Origin of the sequence: Thermosynechococcus sp., assembly GCF_025999095.1 — a bacterium.
Lineage (GTDB): Bacteria > Cyanobacteriota > Cyanobacteriia > Thermosynechococcales > Thermosynechococcaceae > Thermosynechococcus.
This window is the reverse complement of sequence record NZ_AP024678.1, coordinates 494,859-511,681: the sequence shown is the minus strand read 5'-3', so window position 1 is coordinate 511,681 and position 16,823 is coordinate 494,859. Positions and strand designations below refer to the sequence as shown.

At 54.3% G+C, this 16,823-nt stretch carries 16 protein-coding genes and 1 tRNA gene; 10 read left to right on the top strand and 7 right to left on the bottom strand.

The window, feature by feature from the left end:
• Positions 1-14 precede the first annotated feature (14 nt).
• Positions 15-473, top strand: coding sequence for a co-chaperone YbbN (locus tag Q0W94_RS02565; protein WP_297760689.1), 459 nt, complete (start codon positions 15-17; stop codon positions 471-473).
• A 14-nt stretch (positions 474-487) separates the two neighbouring features.
• A complete protein-coding gene (locus tag Q0W94_RS02560; RefSeq protein ID WP_297760686.1) occupies positions 488-1,645 on the top strand; it encodes a DUF58 domain-containing protein in 1,158 nt (385 codons plus the stop codon).
• On the opposite strand, the gene Q0W94_RS02555 is transcribed toward Q0W94_RS02560, so the two are convergent.
• The gene (locus Q0W94_RS02555; protein WP_297760683.1) at positions 1,642-4,332 is read right to left on the bottom strand and encodes a CHAT domain-containing tetratricopeptide repeat protein; all 2,691 of its coding nucleotides are present in this window, start codon (positions 4,330-4,332) and stop codon (positions 1,642-1,644) included. The genes Q0W94_RS02560 and Q0W94_RS02555 overlap by 4 nt on opposite strands.
• A 521-nt stretch (positions 4,333-4,853) precedes the next feature.
• Between Q0W94_RS02555 and Q0W94_RS02550 the strand changes: the two genes are divergently transcribed.
• The 4 genes from Q0W94_RS02550 (at position 4,854) to Q0W94_RS02535 (ending at position 9,134) form a co-directional block, all read left to right on the top strand.
• Complete coding sequence (locus tag Q0W94_RS02550) at positions 4,854-5,114, top strand: hypothetical protein (RefSeq protein ID WP_297760681.1); 261 nt, start codon at positions 4,854-4,856, stop codon at positions 5,112-5,114.
• Between the two features lie 152 nt (positions 5,115-5,266).
• Positions 5,267-5,389, top strand: a complete 123-nt coding sequence (locus Q0W94_RS02545) for a hypothetical protein (protein ID WP_297760678.1) — start codon at positions 5,267-5,269, stop codon at positions 5,387-5,389.
• A 332-nt stretch (positions 5,390-5,721) separates the two neighbouring features.
• Positions 5,722-6,465, top strand: coding sequence for a hypothetical protein (locus tag Q0W94_RS02540; protein WP_297760675.1), 744 nt, complete (start codon positions 5,722-5,724; stop codon positions 6,463-6,465).
• A gap of 140 nt (positions 6,466-6,605) precedes the next feature.
• A complete protein-coding gene (locus Q0W94_RS02535; RefSeq protein ID WP_297760673.1) occupies positions 6,606-9,134 on the top strand; it encodes a glycogen/starch/alpha-glucan phosphorylase in 2,529 nt (842 codons plus the stop codon).
• 68 nt (positions 9,135-9,202) lie between these two features.
• Here Q0W94_RS02535 and Q0W94_RS02530 read toward each other — a convergent pair whose 3' ends face one another.
• Positions 9,203-9,565 carry a DUF6464 family protein gene (locus Q0W94_RS02530; protein WP_297760670.1) on the bottom strand — a complete coding sequence of 121 codons (363 nt, stop codon included), beginning with the start codon at positions 9,563-9,565 and terminating at the stop codon, positions 9,203-9,205.
• Positions 9,566-9,716: 151 nt separating this feature from the next.
• On the opposite strand from Q0W94_RS02530, the gene Q0W94_RS02525 reads away from it, so the two are divergent.
• Both Q0W94_RS02525 and Q0W94_RS02520 read left to right on the top strand, forming a co-directional pair.
• Complete coding sequence (locus Q0W94_RS02525) at positions 9,717-10,361, top strand: exopolysaccharide biosynthesis protein (protein WP_297760667.1); 645 nt, start codon at positions 9,717-9,719, stop codon at positions 10,359-10,361.
• A 33-nt stretch (positions 10,362-10,394) separates the two neighbouring features.
• On the top strand, positions 10,395-10,997 hold the full coding sequence (locus tag Q0W94_RS02520) for a hypothetical protein (protein WP_297760664.1): 603 nt from the start codon (positions 10,395-10,397) through the stop codon (positions 10,995-10,997).
• 267 nt (positions 10,998-11,264) lie between these two features.
• Here Q0W94_RS02520 and Q0W94_RS02515 read toward each other — a convergent pair.
• The 5 genes from Q0W94_RS02515 to rsmH all read right to left on the bottom strand — a co-directional run bounded on the left by Q0W94_RS02515 (position 11,265) and on the right by rsmH (position 15,114).
• A tRNA-Ala gene (locus Q0W94_RS02515) sits at positions 11,265-11,337 on the bottom strand.
• Positions 11,338-11,360: 23 nt separating this feature from the next.
• Positions 11,361-11,912 (bottom strand): photosystem II reaction center PsbP, encoded by a 552-nt coding sequence (psbP, locus tag Q0W94_RS02510; protein ID WP_297760661.1) that lies wholly within the window; start codon positions 11,910-11,912, stop codon positions 11,361-11,363.
• A 24-nt stretch (positions 11,913-11,936) separates the two neighbouring features.
• Positions 11,937-13,703, bottom strand: coding sequence for a penicillin-binding protein 2 (locus Q0W94_RS02505; RefSeq protein WP_297760658.1), 1,767 nt, complete (start codon positions 13,701-13,703; stop codon positions 11,937-11,939).
• A gap of 9 nt (positions 13,704-13,712) precedes the next feature.
• Positions 13,713-14,153, bottom strand: a complete 441-nt coding sequence (locus tag Q0W94_RS02500; protein WP_297760654.1) for a hypothetical protein — start codon at positions 14,151-14,153, stop codon at positions 13,713-13,715.
• A gap of 88 nt (positions 14,154-14,241) precedes the next feature.
• Complete coding sequence (gene rsmH / locus Q0W94_RS02495) at positions 14,242-15,114, bottom strand: 16S rRNA (cytosine(1402)-N(4))-methyltransferase RsmH (protein WP_297760651.1); 873 nt, start codon at positions 15,112-15,114, stop codon at positions 14,242-14,244.
• Between the two features lie 59 nt (positions 15,115-15,173).
• On the opposite strand from rsmH, the gene Q0W94_RS02490 reads away from it, so the two are divergent.
• Together Q0W94_RS02490 and Q0W94_RS02485 are read left to right on the top strand one after the other, a co-directional pair.
• Positions 15,174-15,719 (top strand): Npun_F5560 family protein, encoded by a 546-nt coding sequence (locus tag Q0W94_RS02490; protein ID WP_297760648.1) that lies wholly within the window; start codon positions 15,174-15,176, stop codon positions 15,717-15,719.
• A 511-nt stretch (positions 15,720-16,230) separates the two neighbouring features.
• Positions 16,231-16,800: a hypothetical protein gene (locus tag Q0W94_RS02485; RefSeq protein ID WP_297760645.1), complete on the top strand. Its 570-nt coding sequence runs from the start codon at positions 16,231-16,233 to the stop codon at positions 16,798-16,800.
• The last annotated feature ends 23 nt before the right edge of the window (positions 16,801-16,823 follow it).

Genomic DNA, 16,823 nt, shown 5'->3' with positions numbered 1-16,823 from the left:
TCCTATGAACTATTTTGATCCTACGGCATGTGATCGCCGCAGAGGGCTGCTGCAAAACCGCCGCTGACTGGTACCATGATCCCAAGGCAAAACGAGATAACAAAGTGAAGGGCATTCAGCAGTTTAATATTGAAGGATTCCAGCGACAAATTCGCAGTGCCCCCGTGCCTGTGATCGTGCATTTTTGGGCTCCTTGGTGTGGCCTGTGCCACCTCATTGATCCGTTGCTGGATCAACTGGAGCAGTCGCTACCCCAACGGTTGCAAATTCTCAGGATCAATGCCGATGAAAACTTTGCCCTCAGTCGTCACTTTCAATTGACGAGCTTGCCAACCCTTCTCTTTTTTGATCGCGGGGAATTGGTGCAGCGGTTTGATCCTGGCTGTGTTAGGGGGGACTTTCGTCAAGCTTTGCAGCAACTGCTTGTCCACCTGTTTCCTAGCCGATTGCCCGCTGAGTCCCACCGCTCCTAAGACCAAAATTTGCAATGACCAAGCTGCGTCGCCTCAATCAGTTTTTGGAGGAACGTTGGGTGGCTCCCGCCTATGGCGGACTGCTGCTGCTGGGAATGAATCTGTTTTTCTTTGCCGCTGCCATTAACTCCATGGCGGGTTGGCTCTACGTTATTACGGGGATCATTTTTGGTCTGCTCTTGGTGGCGGCAATTTTACCACCGCGCCATTTGCAGGGATTACTGCTGGAGCGCACAAAGGTGGATCCAGTGCATGCGGGCGATCGCCTCCGCCTCACGGTCTTACTCACCAACGCCACCCAAATGCCTCGCCACAATTTGCAAGTGATTGACCTTGTTCCCCGTGGCCTCTGGTCAGCCACCCAGCGCCAATTTCCCCAACAGGCGATCGAGCAACTGCTGCCACAGCAAACTGTGCCTTGGCAGTACGAGCTTATCCCGCCCCGTCGGGGCATTTATGCGTGGCAACAACTTCGACTGCGCACTGCCGCCCCCCTGGGACTCTTTTGGTGTCAGCGCTCCTTTGCTGTACCGCAACAGGTGGTCGTTTATCCGCAGGTTTTGCAACTGCAACAGTGTCCTTTGCTAGATCAGTTGGGGCAAGAGATTTCCCAAGAGTGGCGCGATCGCCAGCATCATCTTCACGTTGCCCAAGAGGGCATCACCCGGGCCCTACGTCCCTACCGCTGGGGAGACCCTCTGCGTCTGGTGCATTGGCGCACCAGCGCGCGCTATGGAGAACTGCGGGTGCGAGAGTTTGATACCTTTAGCGGTGGCAATGCGGTGACTGTTGCCCTTGATACCCGTCCCCACTGGAGCGCGGAAGACTTTGAGCAGGCAGTCATTGCGGCGGCCAGCCTCTACCTTTACAGTTTGCAACAGCAAATTCCCGTTCAGTTTTGGAGTCCGGTCACGGGCATGCTCCACGGTCAATCAACCGTCCTGCGGGCCCTGGCGGCGATCGCCCCCGGCGACCACGCTGCTGAGTATCCCCTTGATTCCCTTGTCTGGCTCACTAGTCAATGGCCTAGTCCTGAACCTTTGCCCGCCGGCAGTGTCACTGTGCTCTGGGGAGAGCCACCGCCGCGGCGGCAAGGGGCAATGCTTTGGATTGATCGCAATCGCCCCCTCGGCATCCAATTACAAACCCCTATCACCTATCCCCGGCCCTAAGGAAGCGGTCGCCACTCACCACTGCTGACAAAGGCAGCCCAAAAATAGGGAATTTGCTTACGGGGGTCAGTCATTAACTGCAACTGAGCTTGGCGGAGAGCTTCACTGCGTCCTTTGCCCGCTGCCAGCTGTTGATAAAAGAGAACCATGAGTTGTTGGGTCGTGGCGTCGTCCACTTTCCAAAGGGAACTCACTTGGGTGCGCGCCCCCGCCAAGGTAAAGCTTCGCCGCAATCCATAGACACCATCGCCATTGAGAATATCGCCGCGCCCCGTATCACAGGCGGACATCACCACCAGCTCGGTGCCATCGAGGTTGAGGCCAGTGACCTCAAAAGCTGTTAGCACCCCATCATCCACCCCACTCTGCCGTTGATTGAAGCCCGCCAGCGCCAGGCCAGAGCGCAAGAGGGGATTTTCACCACCCAAGGGAACCGCGCCATTGAGGCCGCGGCTATTTTGCAGGACTTGGGGAGACACGGACGGCCTTTCCAAGAAAAATCCATGGGTGGCCAAGTGAAGCACACGGGGGCCTCGGGTTTCTTTGATCGCCGTTTCGGTGGCATCCCTGCCCGTGAGCACTTGAGCTTGGGGCAACAGGGTGCTCAGGATTTTTACCTCGGTGGCCGTCCCCGGCAATTCTGTAAATGTGAGGCTGCGCAAATCCAGGGATCGCGGGTTGACCCCCCGCTGAGTCCCTGCCAGGGCACGACCACTCCCTTGACTAAAGGTGGGATTGCCCACCACCAAGGGGGGGGTTGCGGGTTTGCGCTGCTGTTGCAGCCGCAGCAAGTCGCGGCCTGAGGTGAGCAGTGTGATCGTATAGGATTGCACTAGATAGCGATCCTGCCGATCCACCAAGGCCTCAAAGGACAGAGTGTTCAACTGCCCATCGGGAGCCACTAGCAGATGGGTGCTGCCCGCTAGGAAGGGTTCCAGAGGAGCCAAGAGGCGCTCATAGGCCGCCTGCAAAGAGGGCTTCGTTACCGTAGCTGGCAATCTTGGATCCGCCATCCGCTGGCGCGCCGCTTTAATGACCGTATTCAGATCAGCCACCGTCCCCAAGTCTCGCCATTGGGGGGCACCACTATTCTTCAGCGCATAGAGGGCATAGCGGGGAGCTTGCCAACGGTTGGTTTTTGGGTTGTAGGGCACATATTCAATAAACTCCAGCAGCACGGCATTGGCGGGAATGGCTTGCTGCACAGCCCTGAGGGTTACGGGGGTGACTTCCAAACGGAAGTTGGCATTTTGGCTCACCAGTTGTGCTTCTAGTGCCTTGGCCCGCTGTTCCAGTTGACTAATCTGATGGGCGGAGGAGGGGCGATCGCGCCCAAAGGTGAGGCTGGCAATCTGGGTGCGCACACGAATTAATTCCTCCAGTTGCTGCTGAGCCGATGCATCCAGTTGATTGCGCAGGCGGCTTATCGTTGCCGCTAAAACATCCAACAGCCGACCTTTACGGCGCAAAATGGTTGTCAGCGCCAGGTTGGCTACTGCTGGATTTTGCGGATTCCCCTGCAAATGGAAGGAAATGGCGGTATTGGTGGAGTCTTGAAATGTGGCCAGATAGTTGCGTTTATATTCCTCGGAACCAACCACTAGGTTACGGCTGAGGTTGACCTCTTCAATCTCAAGGGCCCGGTTGAGAGCCGTTAGGGCTTCATTGCTATTCCCCTGCGCCCAGTAGGCTTTTGCTAAGTTGGCAAGGCTCAGGGCCAAGTAGGGATGCTCATCACCCAGGGTGCGCTGCCGCAGGGCAATGCTGCGCTGATAGAGGGGAAGGGCTGCCCCGGAATTCCCCTGTACCCGGTAGAGTTCAGCCAAGTTGTTAAGACTCGTAGCAACATCGGGGTGATCTGTCCCCAGCACCTTTTCCCGGATCGTCAAACTACGTTGATAGAGGGGAAGCGCTGCCCCATAACTGCCCTGAGCACGATAGGCCTCGGCAAGGTTATTCAACACCGTTGCCACAAGGGGGTGTGCTGCCCCTAAGGCGGGTTCAAGGAGGCCAAGACTGCGCTGGTAGAGGGGCAAGGCGGTGGTTAGGCTGCCCTGCAAATGGTACATCACTGCCAAGTTGTGGAGACTCAAGCCGACATCGGGGTGGTTCTTGCCAAGGGTTTGCTCACGGATCCTAAGGGCACGCTGGTAGAGGGGCAGCGCCTCACCGTAGTTACCCTGATCGGTGTAGAGATTGGCGAGGTTATTGAGGCTGGTGGCCACATCGGGATGATTGGGGCCAAGGGCTTTTTCCCGAACGGCCAAGCTGCGCTGGTAAAGGGGAATAGCCTCACCGAAGTTGCCGAGTTCTTTATAGGTGACGGCAAGGTTATTCAAGGCGGCGGCAACGGTGGGGTGATTAGGCCCTAAAACCCGCTCGGCGATCGCCACCAAGTCCTGCGAGGGTGCCACCGCTGCGCCATAATTCCCCTGTTTTTGGAACTGCTCAATTTGATTTGTAAGGGCAATGACATTATGAGTATCGCCGCCAAAGGGGGTTTTACGAATCACATCTAGTTCACTGACGGCAGCACTATAGCGCTGTTGGAGGGCATCCAACCGCTGCATAATATCGCGCAACTGTTGAGTTTCATTTTGCGCAAATCCCGGGAAACCAACTCCTGTGGCGGTGGCGATCGCCAACAGAATTGTAAAACAGCACCGATTGCTCAACAACCGTTTCATAGGTCACCTGCCGCTGTTGCCCCTTCCATCCTAGATACTGACCCTTGAAATATATGTTGATGTAACAATTAATTACAGTTACAGCTCTGTTCGCGAAGATTCATCCTGCTTGGAAAAGTCAAAACCGCTTTATGACAGGATTACAGCCTATTTATGTACTCTCTACTTTAGAGAAAGGCTATCTTCCCCCGTGCATGGCGGTTGTTTATAATAGAAGTGTTATGGTTTTTAAAAGTTTCCAAAAATCCCTCAGCTTGGTGCTGTTGTAGCACAACCCATCACAGCCTGCGGCTCATTTTTCAAAATTTCTAAACAAAATTTCTAAACATTAGGATATATCTTTCATGGGGGGATAATGATTGATTTATACAGTATTGATTCGGGTTTCAACCCTTGTGCAAAAGGGTGTAAGTAATGACTCAAAATGACTCAATTTAAGTATTTTCCATACCTGCAAAGCAGCTTCTACTTAAGCTGTACTTAAAATTATTCTCTGCGTCAAATTATCTGAGAAGACATTTATGGATAGTGATGGCTATTTATCAGAGATTCTTGCTCTGCTGCAGCGGTTGTTACCTTTGCTGATTAGCCTCTTGGACGATGCCCTTGCCGTTGTGCTCACTCGCCTCGGTTGCCACCTGCCTTGGCTGGAGCAGCTCATGCCTGTTATCCTCAGTGGCGTGACGCTCTATGTTGTTATTCATGGCAGTAAGGTGATCTACGGGTTTTGCGAACCCAAAGGGCCGTCGCCCCAGTCTGGGAATGTATCCTCTTCGCAATAGTGTCAGCAAATCCCCACAAGCTGCATTTTGGCAGTCGTTTTTACGATCGCCGGCAATGGTCGCTAAGATCAAACTGAGGCCTATCATCTGTGGGTGTAGGGAGCGCACGGAAGCTGGTGTCGCCGTGAGCAACGGTGAATTAAAGGCAACCTATGGAACTGCCACGTTCAGTCTCCCCAGCAATTGAGCAAGCATTTATTCGACGTCAGGTGGTGAGTCAACTCCTGCAAGCGCGTTTGCGGGCAACTTGTGGGATTGAAGCTAGCCAATCCTAGGGTTTGATCCGCAAGAGGGTCGAGGACAAGACCTTCTGTTGCTGCCAATGGGCAAGGGCACGTTATTACTGAGGCAGCAGATCGAGAGCAGTAGCCTGTTCATCGAGGGGGGCAACCTGATCTACGGGAGCCAAGGGCCTCAAGGGGACGATGCCCCCGACCCACCACCATCTCATTGAGACGCTGCTGCAAACGATGGAAAAGCGCTCTCACCGTTGTTCTGCCACCCCTAAACTCTCCCAATCCTAGCAGAAGCACTAATCCTCCCTTGGCCATCAGGAGGATTAAATGAATGACTGTTAATGAATGACTGTTGAGGAAAATTGGCTACAATGCAGTATCGAGGGACTGTTAGCCAACCTGTGACCCCAAGGACTTCTACAATTGCCACCGCTGCCCAACAAATTGCCCAGCACCCGCAGCAGAGCCGCCTTTTTAAGCTACTGTATGCCCTTGAGCAAAATCAGTGGCCGCCCCAAGCACCGCCATGGACCGTGAGCGACCTGCAACAGGTAATCATCCAAATCCTTGAACGGCTAAAAACCCCCACCCTCTTGGGACAGCACCTAACTGCTATTGTCAATAGTCTCAACAAAGCACAGGCCTATCAGGTTCCCGCAGCTGTACTGCTGCAAATTTTGGTCCCCCTTTACAGCCAAGCTGCGACGGCTACACTGACCATCGAGGCGCCCACCCTCAGCACTGCAGATCTCTACGATTTGCGATTGGAAGTCACCCGCTACTGTACCCCCCTGCATATGAAGCTTCTTGTGGCCGCTCTGTTGACCAGCAAACCGGTGCATGCCCAAGGCCTAGAGCGGTTTACCCTCATGGATTTGCTGCAACGGCTGACCCGCCGCTATGGTGATTTAGAGATTTTGCAGACGCAAATGGCTACTGCTTTGGCACGTTTGCCCCAGGATCCTCTCTATGCCAGTGGGGGCGATCGCTTGATCAAACTTCTGAGTACACTCTATCAACGCTATCAACACCCCCAAACCCTCGACAGTCCTCCCCCTGACCCCGCCGATGAAGAACTGACCTGTCAACTGTTTCCCACAGTGAATGAAGGCTAGGGAAGGGCTTGCCCCCCTTTGCTGGCAAAGAGTGCTAGTAAAGAGATTCTGTACTTAACGGGGAATCCTGGGCGATCGCGATAGAACAGAAGGGAAGGGCTGACTACTCATCGCGTTCATTCTTTGCGAGGATTCCCACAATGACCAGTCTCATTCCGCCCGGTTGTCCGACAGTCCTCACGGAAGACGATCGCACCGGTACGAGCATTGAAACGCTGCGCCGCGCCTTTATGGATAATCTCTTCTTTATCCAAGGGCGATTCCCCGAAGTGGCGACAAAAAATGACTACTACTTGGCCTTGGCCTACACCGTGCGCGATCGCCTGCTGTTGCGCTGGCTGAATTCGGCGAAAACCTATCGAGATCAAGAAAGCCGCACCGTTTGCTATCTCTCCGCTGAATTTTTGCTAGGGCCCCACCTTGGCAATAACCTGATTAACCTCGGACTCTATGAAGCCGTTGAAGAAGCCATGCGGCAAGCGGGTTTGAACCTCAAAGAACTCCTCGATCAGGAGGAAGAGCCGGGCTTGGGGAATGGCGGCTTGGGTCGCTTGGCCGCCTGCTACATGGATTCTTTGGCTACCTTGGAAATCCCCGCCATTGGCTATGGCATTCGCTATGAGTACGGTATCTTTGACCAAGAGATCCGCGATGGTTGGCAAGTAGAGATTACCGACAAGTGGTTACGCTATGGCAACCCGTGGGAAATCCCACGACCGGAATTGATTTTGCAGGTGAAGTTTGGCGGCTATACCTATAGCTACACCGATGATCAGGGCCGCTATCGGGTCGTTTGGGAACCCCACCAAGTGATTCAGGGAATGGCCTATGACACCCCGATCTTGGGCTACAAGGTGAATACCGCCAATCTTCTACGTCTATGGCGGGCAGAGGCGGTGGAGTCCTTTGACTTTCAAGCCTTTAACACGGGGGATTACTACGGTGCCGTCAACCAAAAAATTGCCTCAGAAAACATCACAAAGGTCCTCTATCCCAACGACGAGCAGTTGCAGGGCAAAGAACTGCGGCTGATGCAGCAGTATTTCTTCTGTTCCTGTGCCCTTCAGGATATGATCCGCCTCTACAAACAATTGGGCAAACAGGATCTGAGCCGCTTCCATGAAAAGTTCACCGTTCAGTTGAACGATACCCACCCGGCCATTTCCGTGGCGGAACTGATGCGCCTGTTAGTGGATGAGCATCTCATGCCTTGGGAACAGGCATGGGACATTACTCGCCAAACCTTTGCCTACACCAACCACACCCTCTTGCCCGAGGCGCTCGAAAAATGGCCGTTAGATCTCTTTGGCTCACTCCTACCCCGCCACTTGCAAATTATCTATGAAATCAACCGCCGTTTCCTAGATGAGGTGCGCCTGCAATACCCGGGGGACAACGATCGCCTGCGGCGACTGTCGCTCATTGATGAAAGTGGTTGCCGCTATGTGCGCATGGCCCACTTGGCAGCAGTGGGCAGTCATGCCATTAACGGGGTGGCGGCGCTGCACTCAGAACTCTTAAAACAAACAGTGCTCAAGGATTTCTACGAACTGACACCAGAGAAATTCTCCAACAAAACCAATGGCATCACCCCCCGGCGCTGGATGCTGCTCAGCAATCCGGGATTAACGCGTTTGATTACTGAACACATCGGCGAAGAGTGGGTGAAGCACTTGGATCAACTGCGGCAATTGGAACCCTTGGCAGAGGATGCCGAGTTTGCAGCCCAGTGGCGATCGGTGAAGCATCAAAACAAGGAACGCCTTGCGCAATACATTCGCGATCGCCTAGGGGTAACGGTGGATCCCCATTCCCTCTTCTCGATCTTGGTGAAGCGCATCCACGAATACAAACGGCAGCACCTGTGTGTTCTCAAGGTCATCACGCTCTATCAGATGTTGAAGGACAACCCCCAACTGGAGATGGTGCCGCAAACGTTTATTTTTGGCGGCAAGGCGGCACCGGGCTACTATATGGCCAAGTTAATCATTAAGCTCATTAACTCCGTGGCTGAGGTGATTGACCGTGATCCAGCGGTGCGCGATCGCCTGAGGGTCGTCTTTTTGCCCAACTATAACGTCACCTTGGGACAGCAGGTGTATCCAGCAGGAGATTTATCCCAGCAAATCTCAACGGCAGGGTATGAGGCCTCAGGCACCGGCAATATGAAATTTGCCCTCAATGGTGCCCTGACGATTGGCACCCTCGACGGCGCCAATGTGGAGATTCGTCAAGAGGTGGGGGCTGAAAACTTCTTCCTCTTTGGCCACACGGTGGAGCAGTTACAGGAATTGTGGCGCAACGGCTATCGCCCCTGGGAGTTTGCCCATGGCAATCCAAGGCTGAAGCGGGTGCTTGACCTCATTGCCTCTGGATACTTTTCCCATGGCGATACGGAACTCTTTCGGCCCCTGGTTGAACACCTCTGGCAACAGGATCGCTACTGCCTTTTGGCAGACTACCAAAGCTATGTGGACTGCCACCAGCGGGTGCTTCAGGTCTATCAAGATCAAGCCCAGTGGGTAAAAATGTCAATTCTCAATGTGGCGCGAATGGGTAAGTTTTCTAGCGATCGCGCCATTCGCGAGTACTGCCAAGACATCTGGCACGTTCAACCGGTGAAAATTGTCCTACCGGCAACGTCCTACATGACCTCCCCAGGGCAGTAGCTGGACGGTACCGAGTTCAACAACCCTCCCCCGCCCTGGCGGGGATGTTTGAGCTCAGAAAGGAAATGCTAAGGTTCTCGAGGCTGGTAATCTTGACACGCTTGGCAGGAGCCTTGAGGGTTCACCGCACAGCGCAGCAAGGGTGAAAGGGCATTCCAACGGCAGGTGGGATCGCCAATGACCCACTGCCCATTGACAACCTGGCGATCGCGAAGGGTGTCACTGGGCTGCACATAGAGGGCAATTTTTTCCAGTTGATAGCGGCCACCGCGAAACTGATAGCGATGACGGCGTTCTAACACGGTATAGGTTTCCCCTTCGTGATCTACATGGGAACCGGGTTGGGGCATCCAGTCAAGGTATACTTTCCCCAGGGATCGCCGCGGGTTGATCAGGTGCAACTCTGTGGGTAAGTCGGGTGGGGTTGCCATGGGTTTAGTTTAATCGCACCCCTGGGATCGCTGGTCACGGGTGCTCAGCATCACCAACAGTCTGACTATTTTATCGTATAAAACTTGGGCAAAGGGCTGTAGTATGGATTGGCGAAGGCACCTAACTTGACGGCACTTTTTCCCATTGGCCATGGCAAAACTGTCAACTGACCTTGAACGCGCTTTTTTAGGCTCCTTGGCCACCCCGATCACAGGAGAAACTCAGCCACTGGTTTCCCTAGAAGAGATTCTCCAATTGGCCGGCGAGCGGATGTTTGGGTTTTTGTTGACGGTTCTTTCCTTACCCTCAGCCCTACCGCTGCCTGCCCCCGGCTACGCCACGCCCTTTGGCATGGTGCTGTTACTGTTGGGCTGGCAATTGCTTGGGGGTGCCTCAATCCCTTGGCTGCCCCCGCGGCTGCTCAAGCGCACGATGCCGCGATCCCAGATTCAGAAGATTGTGCGCACAGCTTTACCGTGGCTGCGACGGATTGAATTGATCTCCCGTCCCCGCTTGCGCGCCATTTGCACTACCCGAGGCGGACGTTTGGGCTTGGGAGTTGTTGTATCGCTGATGGCGATCTCGATGATTTTGCCTATTCCCGGCACCAACACAATTCCCGCGATGGGCATTTTTACGATTGGGTTTGGTCTTTTGGATGACGATGGTTTGATTAGTCTGGCAGGGGTAGTTATCTCTTTGATTGGTCTAGCAGTCACCACATCAATTTTGATTGCCCTTGCTTGGGGCGGCAATAGCCTCTTCGATGTATTGAAGGCATGGCTGCATTCGTAACATAGGGGTAAGTTCCTGCTTGACTCAAGGCAAATGAGAACCCTCTTCCCCCCTAAGGCCTGGGGCCAATGGTTGAGTGCCGTGGGAGCGATCGCTCTATTGGGATTGCATCCCCTCAAAACGGCTGCTAATACCTCGACAGAAGACTTACCGCTAGCGGTGGCGGCGGCAATCGCACTGCCTGTCAATGAAAAGCAAGTTGTGGTTAGCGAGTCCCCCTCAGCAGTGGGTTTAACAGTACCCAGCCTATGGTGGGCCGTGCAGCAGTTTGGTGACCAGGTGATTCAACGCTGGCAAGCCTTTCCAGCCATGGCGGGGCCAGGGGGCAAAATTGAAGCCTTTGTGACCGCCGCTGCTTGGGGACGCTTGCCCTATTTACGGCGTTTTGCCCTGATCTATCAGTTGGGCAATGCCAGTCGCAGCTTTGGCTATCAGTTGATCCTGCGCGATCGCCAGCGTGTCATTTATGGTGCCTACACCTGTCAATTTGATGCCCGAACCGTTGAATACCTGCCAGAAGTCACCGATGCCGCAGGCAACCCAATTCCTTTTTTCCCCGCCAGTAGCGAACTCAATTGTCAAGTATGGGTCAATCCCAATATTCCCGTTATGTTCCCAACTCAAGGACTTCGTTAAGATCAACGTTAAAATCAAAGCGCCGATATCTTGTCCTCACTCTACAACGTTGGGCAGGAGGTTGCCCAGCATTGTCACTGACACCGGGTAAATTCCTCCCAGAGGAAAGGCGGCAGTACCTTAAGCTGGTCAGCGGCAGTCGCAGTGAAGGCGATTGAGGATTGAAACGAAGCGTAAGGAAATTGTGGTGGATGGGTCATGGGTTGCGATCGCCGCCAATCGTTAACAGACTACGGCAGCGGGTCAACGGTGGATAGGGCAGTACCATGGAGAGTAGGGAACTCGAATCCCTGACCTTCGCGGTGCGATCGCGACGCTCTACCAACTGAGCTAACTCCCCGATTCTTGCTTTAGTATTTTAATTTAATATACGGTAAACGAGGACACGATGGTCTTAAATTGGTCTTCCACTTTTGGCCAGCGCTCTTCAGGAGCTGACACACTGAGGGTATAGACTTTACCTCGACTCACGGCAATACTCGACAAGTTGTGCCGCTGCTGAGCATTGGTGCCATCCCCCGGTAGAGTGACCGCATACTCCAGAATGTAGTAGGTCTTATCATTAGCCTTTTGGGAGGTGGCGGCAATTAAGGCGGAACTGCGGCCACTTTCACTGGGAGCAATGATATTGCGCAGCAGGCGATCGCCCACCTCCGCAGGCGACCCCAATTCCTCAAGGGATTTCGTACTAGACACGGGATTGACCACCACGCTGACGTTTTCCGTCGTCTCAATAATGTCGTGAAAAACCACATCCACCGGATCCTTGACCTGGACCTGTACCCAACCGCGGGGGTAAAGGAATTCATAGCCATCGTAGCTATCCACATAGGCTTGCAGTCCACTGGCAGCAGAGCAGCCTCCCAGCAACACCACGAAAACAGCCAACGCTGTGGCAAAAAACCGTTGAAGCATACCGTCCTTTTGCGCTGTTCTTCCCTATTGTGACACTGAAGCTGGTGCAGTGGGGCGCCGCAATTCCTGTGGATGTGAGGGAGGAATGCCCTCAATCGTAATCAGTGACTCCGTAACCGCTCGCACAATTGGAAGGGCCACCGTTGAGCCATAGGCATCATCTCCCTTGGGTTCATCCACCACCGCCAAAATCACATATTGGGGCTGCTCGAGGGGAAAGACAGCAAAAAAGCTGGTAATACGCAGATTGCCATAGGTACCGCCAATCGCCTTTTGCGCTGTGCCCGTTTTGCCCCCCAAGCGATAGCCGGGAATATGGGCGGCTTTCCCTGTACCAAAGCGCACAACTTCTCCCAGCATTTTGACCACCGCTTGACTGGTGCGCCGCGAAAAGACCCGTCGCGGGGGGCGGTGCTCAAGGCGTTTTTGCAGTCGGCCATTTTCATCGTAGAGGCCGTCAATGACATGGGGAGTGACCATCTCCCCACCGTTGGCGATCGCCGCCAATAGTTGAGCCAAATGAAGGGGCGTCAGAGAAAAGCCTTGACCAAAGGCGGCCGTTGCCGGTTCAATCGGATAGTTAATAAATTGCTCCGGCGGTTTTAACTGGGCGGCTGTTTCAAAGGGGAGATCACTGCCTACTGTCTCTGTGAGTCCCAAGCGATGGAGATAGCGATAGTAGTGGCGGGCTGGAATGCGACTCATCATGTGCACCATGGCCACATTGCTAGAGTAGGCGAGAACTTCGGCAATTCTAAGGGCACCGCGGCCGCCGCGTTGACTATAGTCGCTATTTTGAATGGGCCAACCGCCAACAAAAATTCGTCCCTCATCGGGCAACACCGTATCAGGAGTAATGGCGTTTAGTTCAAGGGCAATGGCCGTATTGATTGGCTTAAAGGTTGATCCTGGTTCATAGAGGTCCGACACCGCCCAGTTGCGAAAAAGGGCTGGATCAGCACGGTAGTAATGATTGGGATCGTAGGAGGGTTCCGAGACCAAGGCTCGCAGCGCCCCAGTTTTCACTTCTAGGACAATGACGGTGCCGCGTTTGGCATTGAATTTGCGTAACTGCCGTTGCAGGGCTTGGCGTGCCGTTTGTTGCAGACGACTATCAATCGTGAGGCGCACATGGTATCCCTGATTCAAGGCCTGTGGATCCGCAGGGGCAAGCGTTGGCAGCCACTCCCCTAGGGCATTCATCGAGAGGAGGTGGCGGCTATGGGGAACCTGTAAAAATTGATTCTGGCTAAACTCAATCCCCGCCTGACCCTGGTGGTCACGATCCACATAGCCAACAATGCCCGCCATCAGTTCCTGCTGCGGATAAATGCGCTGCCAGGCTTGGTTCAGTTCTAGGCCATCGTAGTTGAGGGCGCGAATTTTGGCGGCGGTTTCTTCATCGACGTCGTAGGCAATGGGGACGCCCGTAGGGTAGGAGCTGAATTTGGCCAAGAGTTGCTCTGGGGATTGCTGGAGTAAGGGAGCTAGATCGCGGGCGATCGCTGGCCGCGCCACTTTGAACTGAATCGGATGGGCAAAGAGGGTAAACACGGGCCGATCTAGGGCAACAACCGTCTCTCGGCGATCGGTAATTGGGTAGCGTGCCAAAGTTGGCGGGGTATAGCGCCGTTGTTGTTGCTGTGCCCGTGCCGCTAAGGTTTCCCCCTGAACCACTTGCAAATAAACCAAACGCGCAACCACTCCCCCCATCCCCATGAGCAAAAAGCCAAAGATCAGGCCGACGCGCAAGGGGGGCAGGAATTGATTTTGGGGGCGGGCAGTTTTCATGGATAGCGGTCAGTAATTGACAGTGCGCCGAGGCGGTGGCATCACGGGGAGCCCTTCAAAATGAGTCTTGGCAGCAATCTTGCTTTCATTAGTGACAAAAAGAACATGTTGTGGTGTTTGGGGCACAAGACCTTGGGGCGCCCGTTGCACTTGCTGCGTCACCCGATAGCGGCGGGTTTCATTGCTCACCAGGAGCTCCCGCTCCTGCCGTTTTAGGGTTTCCAAGCGCTCATAGGCTTGGCTCCACTGCTGCTGAGAGAGGGCTGACCAACCATAGAGAGGCAGCACAGCGACGAGGGCACCGGTGGCGGCCACCCCAGAAACCCATTGAATCCCCAGCAAAGTTTTTTGCCAAAGGGGCACCGGCGGCTGGGGGAGGGGCCGAATTTCCGTCAGCCTTGGCGAGGATTGGGGAATAAATCGGGATTTGAATTTAGGGGCAGCAACCATAAACTCCAGCACTCCTCAGGAATGGATTGCCCTAAAAGATTAGGACGCACTGTAAAGATACCCATAAATAAACCATCATTCGAACAATTCATGCACAAGTACGCGCCGCAATTCGTAGCTTTGCCGATCGCGACCGCGGGTTAAGGCTCACCTCCACGGCATCCGCCACAATTGGTTTACGCGTCAGGACTTCCAAGAGGGGATTGGCACGCCACGCCTGCTTCACCCGCCGATCCTCCAAGCTATGGAAACTAATAACGGCAATGCGCCCTGTGGGCTTTAACCAGTGGGGCGATCGCGCCAAAAATTGGTCGAGCACCGCTAACTCTTGGTTGACATAGATACGCAAGGCCTGAAAAACCCGTGTGGCTGGATGAATGCGTTGTCGGGGGGCAGCCTTGAGGCAACGGGCAACCAACTGCGCTAATTCTTGGGTGCTGTTGAGGGGGCGACGGGCCACAATTTGGTGGGCAATGCGGCGGGCAAACCGTTCTTCCCCATATTCATAGAAAATATCCGCCAGTTCTCGCTCGCTGTAGTGATTGATCACCGTTGCAGCTGTCAAAGGGTTAGCGGGATCCATGCGCATATCGAGGGGGGCATCAAAGCGAAAACTAAACCCTCGCTCTGGGCGATCCAACTGGGCAGAACTCACGCCTAAATCGGCGAGAATGCCATCAAACATCGCTTCAGCCACAGGCAGATCAGCAAAGTTGCCCTGCCAAAACTGGACGCGATCGCCAAAAGGGGCAAGGAATGCTTGAGCTGCCGCTAGAGCCATCGGATCCTGATCGACCGCCAGCACCCGACAGGTGGGTTCACGCCGCAATAGCAGTGCTGTGTGGCCGCCCCCGCCCACTGTGGCATCCAAGTAGAAGCCGCCCGATTTGGGCTGGAGGGCCTCAAGCACCGCCGTGGCCAACACCGGCCGATGGTAGGTGGAAAATTCTAAATCTTGCATGGGTGGATCAGAATCAACGTAAAATTGGCCACAGCACAATCCCTTGGAGAGCCGCCGCCGTGAACGAGACTTCCCTCAACTTCGCCGATGAACTGCTGATACGGGATCAACTCGTGCAGCAACTCTCAGAGGAACTCTATCAACTCATGGTGCAGCATCCTGAGTTATTTGTGCGCTTTTACCAAGCCCGCAAGACTGAGGCCGCCAATGCCGAAGCCCTGAGGTTGTTGCAAGCACAGGTGCAACAGGTGGAGGCGCAAATCGCAGCCTATCAAGAGCAGATTCTTGCCTACCAACAGCAGGCACAAAACCGCGAAGCGGAAATGAACGACTTGAAGGCTCAAGTGATTGCATTGAGCGACCGCAATGAGATGCTGGAGCGCGTCATCCAAGAAATGCCCGAAGTCTATCGGCAAAAATTTAGTGAGCGACTCACTCAAGTGAAACTGAAGATTGAAAGCCTCGAAAAAGAAAACGCTCAACTGCGTGCCGAATTGCGGAATCTGCAAACCCTCTTGGCTGCCCAGGCCCGCCAGCAGCAACAGCAGGGATTAGCCTCATTACAACCTGCGCGGATTGGCCTGATTCCCAGCTTTAATACTTAGGTGAGCAGAAATCAAGGGGTGACCTCCGCGGGAACTCAAAAACATCCTAGAAGACTTTTGGTAGGGCTTCCCGTCAAGGTCCAGCGATTCGGCTCGGCTAGCCGTGGGGCTTTTAGGTGAGTTGCGGATGCGCCTAGAGATGTCTAACTTGAGCGATGCAGCAGCTGGGGTGGATTTGTCAGAAGTGTCCGCCAACTTTTGATCGCCGGTGATCGCAGCCGGCATTGAGTAGATCGGTTTAGGGAAGGATGAGCGATCGCCCCAAGGGCACAGGCAGCTTTGCAGGAAGTGCTTAAGAGCCAGTCCGCTTAGTACTGCCAAGGGCAGAGGATGGCAATTTGACCGCCCACACCTACAATGAAACTTTGGCGGATGTGATTTTCTGAGCTCAGCAGGCGATGCTCATGGAGCGCTGGTGAGCTGCCCTGGCAGCAGGAGGGTTGGAGGATTGAAACTACGGATCTGGTGTGCAGCACAGCCAAGGCAGGCCGAAGTGTCTGCGGAGCAAGTAGTGACAAACGTGGTACCCGTGCTGCAACAATGTCACAGGAGTGCTGAGATTGTGGTTTGTCCCCTCGATGCCCCGATCGCGATCGCTCCCCAAGCAGCGGTACTGGACTATAGCCTTACCCATTGGGCATCATCCCACCTTTGGCAGCAGTGTCAAGCTTTGAGTGCCTTGGTTTCCCGGTGGGGAATAGGAACCGGCACCGGGGGTCTCTATCAGTTGCCCCTGGCCCAAACGGCAAAGGGGACGCTCTTTGGCGAAATTATTGGCTGCATCGAAGGGACATGGCAGTTACCCATCCATGCCAGCGATCGCCAGCGACAAACCCTCTATGCCCTTGGACGACGACTCCTAGATCACTTGCAGGCCCCCGTGGGCTGTTATTTTCTGCAATTTGACTGGCAGGGGGAAGTGATCTTTGAGCAACTGTGGCCTTTTCCCACCACAGCCGCCTTAGCCAGTATAGGGGTGCAAACCCCCGACTGGTTCACCGCCCATTACCAGTGTCTCAGGGGGATACCCCTGCGAGATGTGCGAATTCCCGCTCGCGACACAGTGCGACGATTAGAATAGGGAGCGCAGCGTTTGGAAAGGTG

Coding starts and splice junctions, on each gene's coding strand:
- Q0W94_RS02560 (WP_297760686.1), top strand. CDS start 488: ATGACCAAGCTGCGTCGCCTCAATCAGTTTTTGGAGGAACGTTGGGTG.
- Q0W94_RS02555 (WP_297760683.1), bottom strand. CDS start 4,332: ATGAAACGGTTGTTGAGCAATCGGTGCTGTTTTACAATTCTGTTGGCG.
- Q0W94_RS02550 (WP_297760681.1), top strand. CDS start 4,854: ATGGATAGTGATGGCTATTTATCAGAGATTCTTGCTCTGCTGCAGCGG.
- Q0W94_RS02545 (WP_297760678.1), top strand. CDS start 5,267: ATGGAACTGCCACGTTCAGTCTCCCCAGCAATTGAGCAAGCATTTATT.
- Q0W94_RS02540 (WP_297760675.1), top strand. CDS start 5,722: ATGCAGTATCGAGGGACTGTTAGCCAACCTGTGACCCCAAGGACTTCT.
- Q0W94_RS02535 (WP_297760673.1), top strand. CDS start 6,606: ATGACCAGTCTCATTCCGCCCGGTTGTCCGACAGTCCTCACGGAAGAC.
- Q0W94_RS02530 (WP_297760670.1), bottom strand. CDS start 9,565: ATGGCAACCCCACCCGACTTACCCACAGAGTTGCACCTGATCAACCCG.
- Q0W94_RS02525 (WP_297760667.1), top strand. CDS start 9,717: ATGGCAAAACTGTCAACTGACCTTGAACGCGCTTTTTTAGGCTCCTTG.
- Q0W94_RS02520 (WP_297760664.1), top strand. CDS start 10,395: ATGAGAACCCTCTTCCCCCCTAAGGCCTGGGGCCAATGGTTGAGTGCC.
- psbP (WP_297760661.1), bottom strand. CDS start 11,912: ATGCTTCAACGGTTTTTTGCCACAGCGTTGGCTGTTTTCGTGGTGTTG.
- Q0W94_RS02505 (WP_297760658.1), bottom strand. CDS start 13,703: ATGAAAACTGCCCGCCCCCAAAATCAATTCCTGCCCCCCTTGCGCGTC.
- Q0W94_RS02500 (WP_297760654.1), bottom strand. CDS start 14,153: ATGGTTGCTGCCCCTAAATTCAAATCCCGATTTATTCCCCAATCCTCG.
- rsmH (WP_297760651.1), bottom strand. CDS start 15,114: ATGCAAGATTTAGAATTTTCCACCTACCATCGGCCGGTGTTGGCCACG.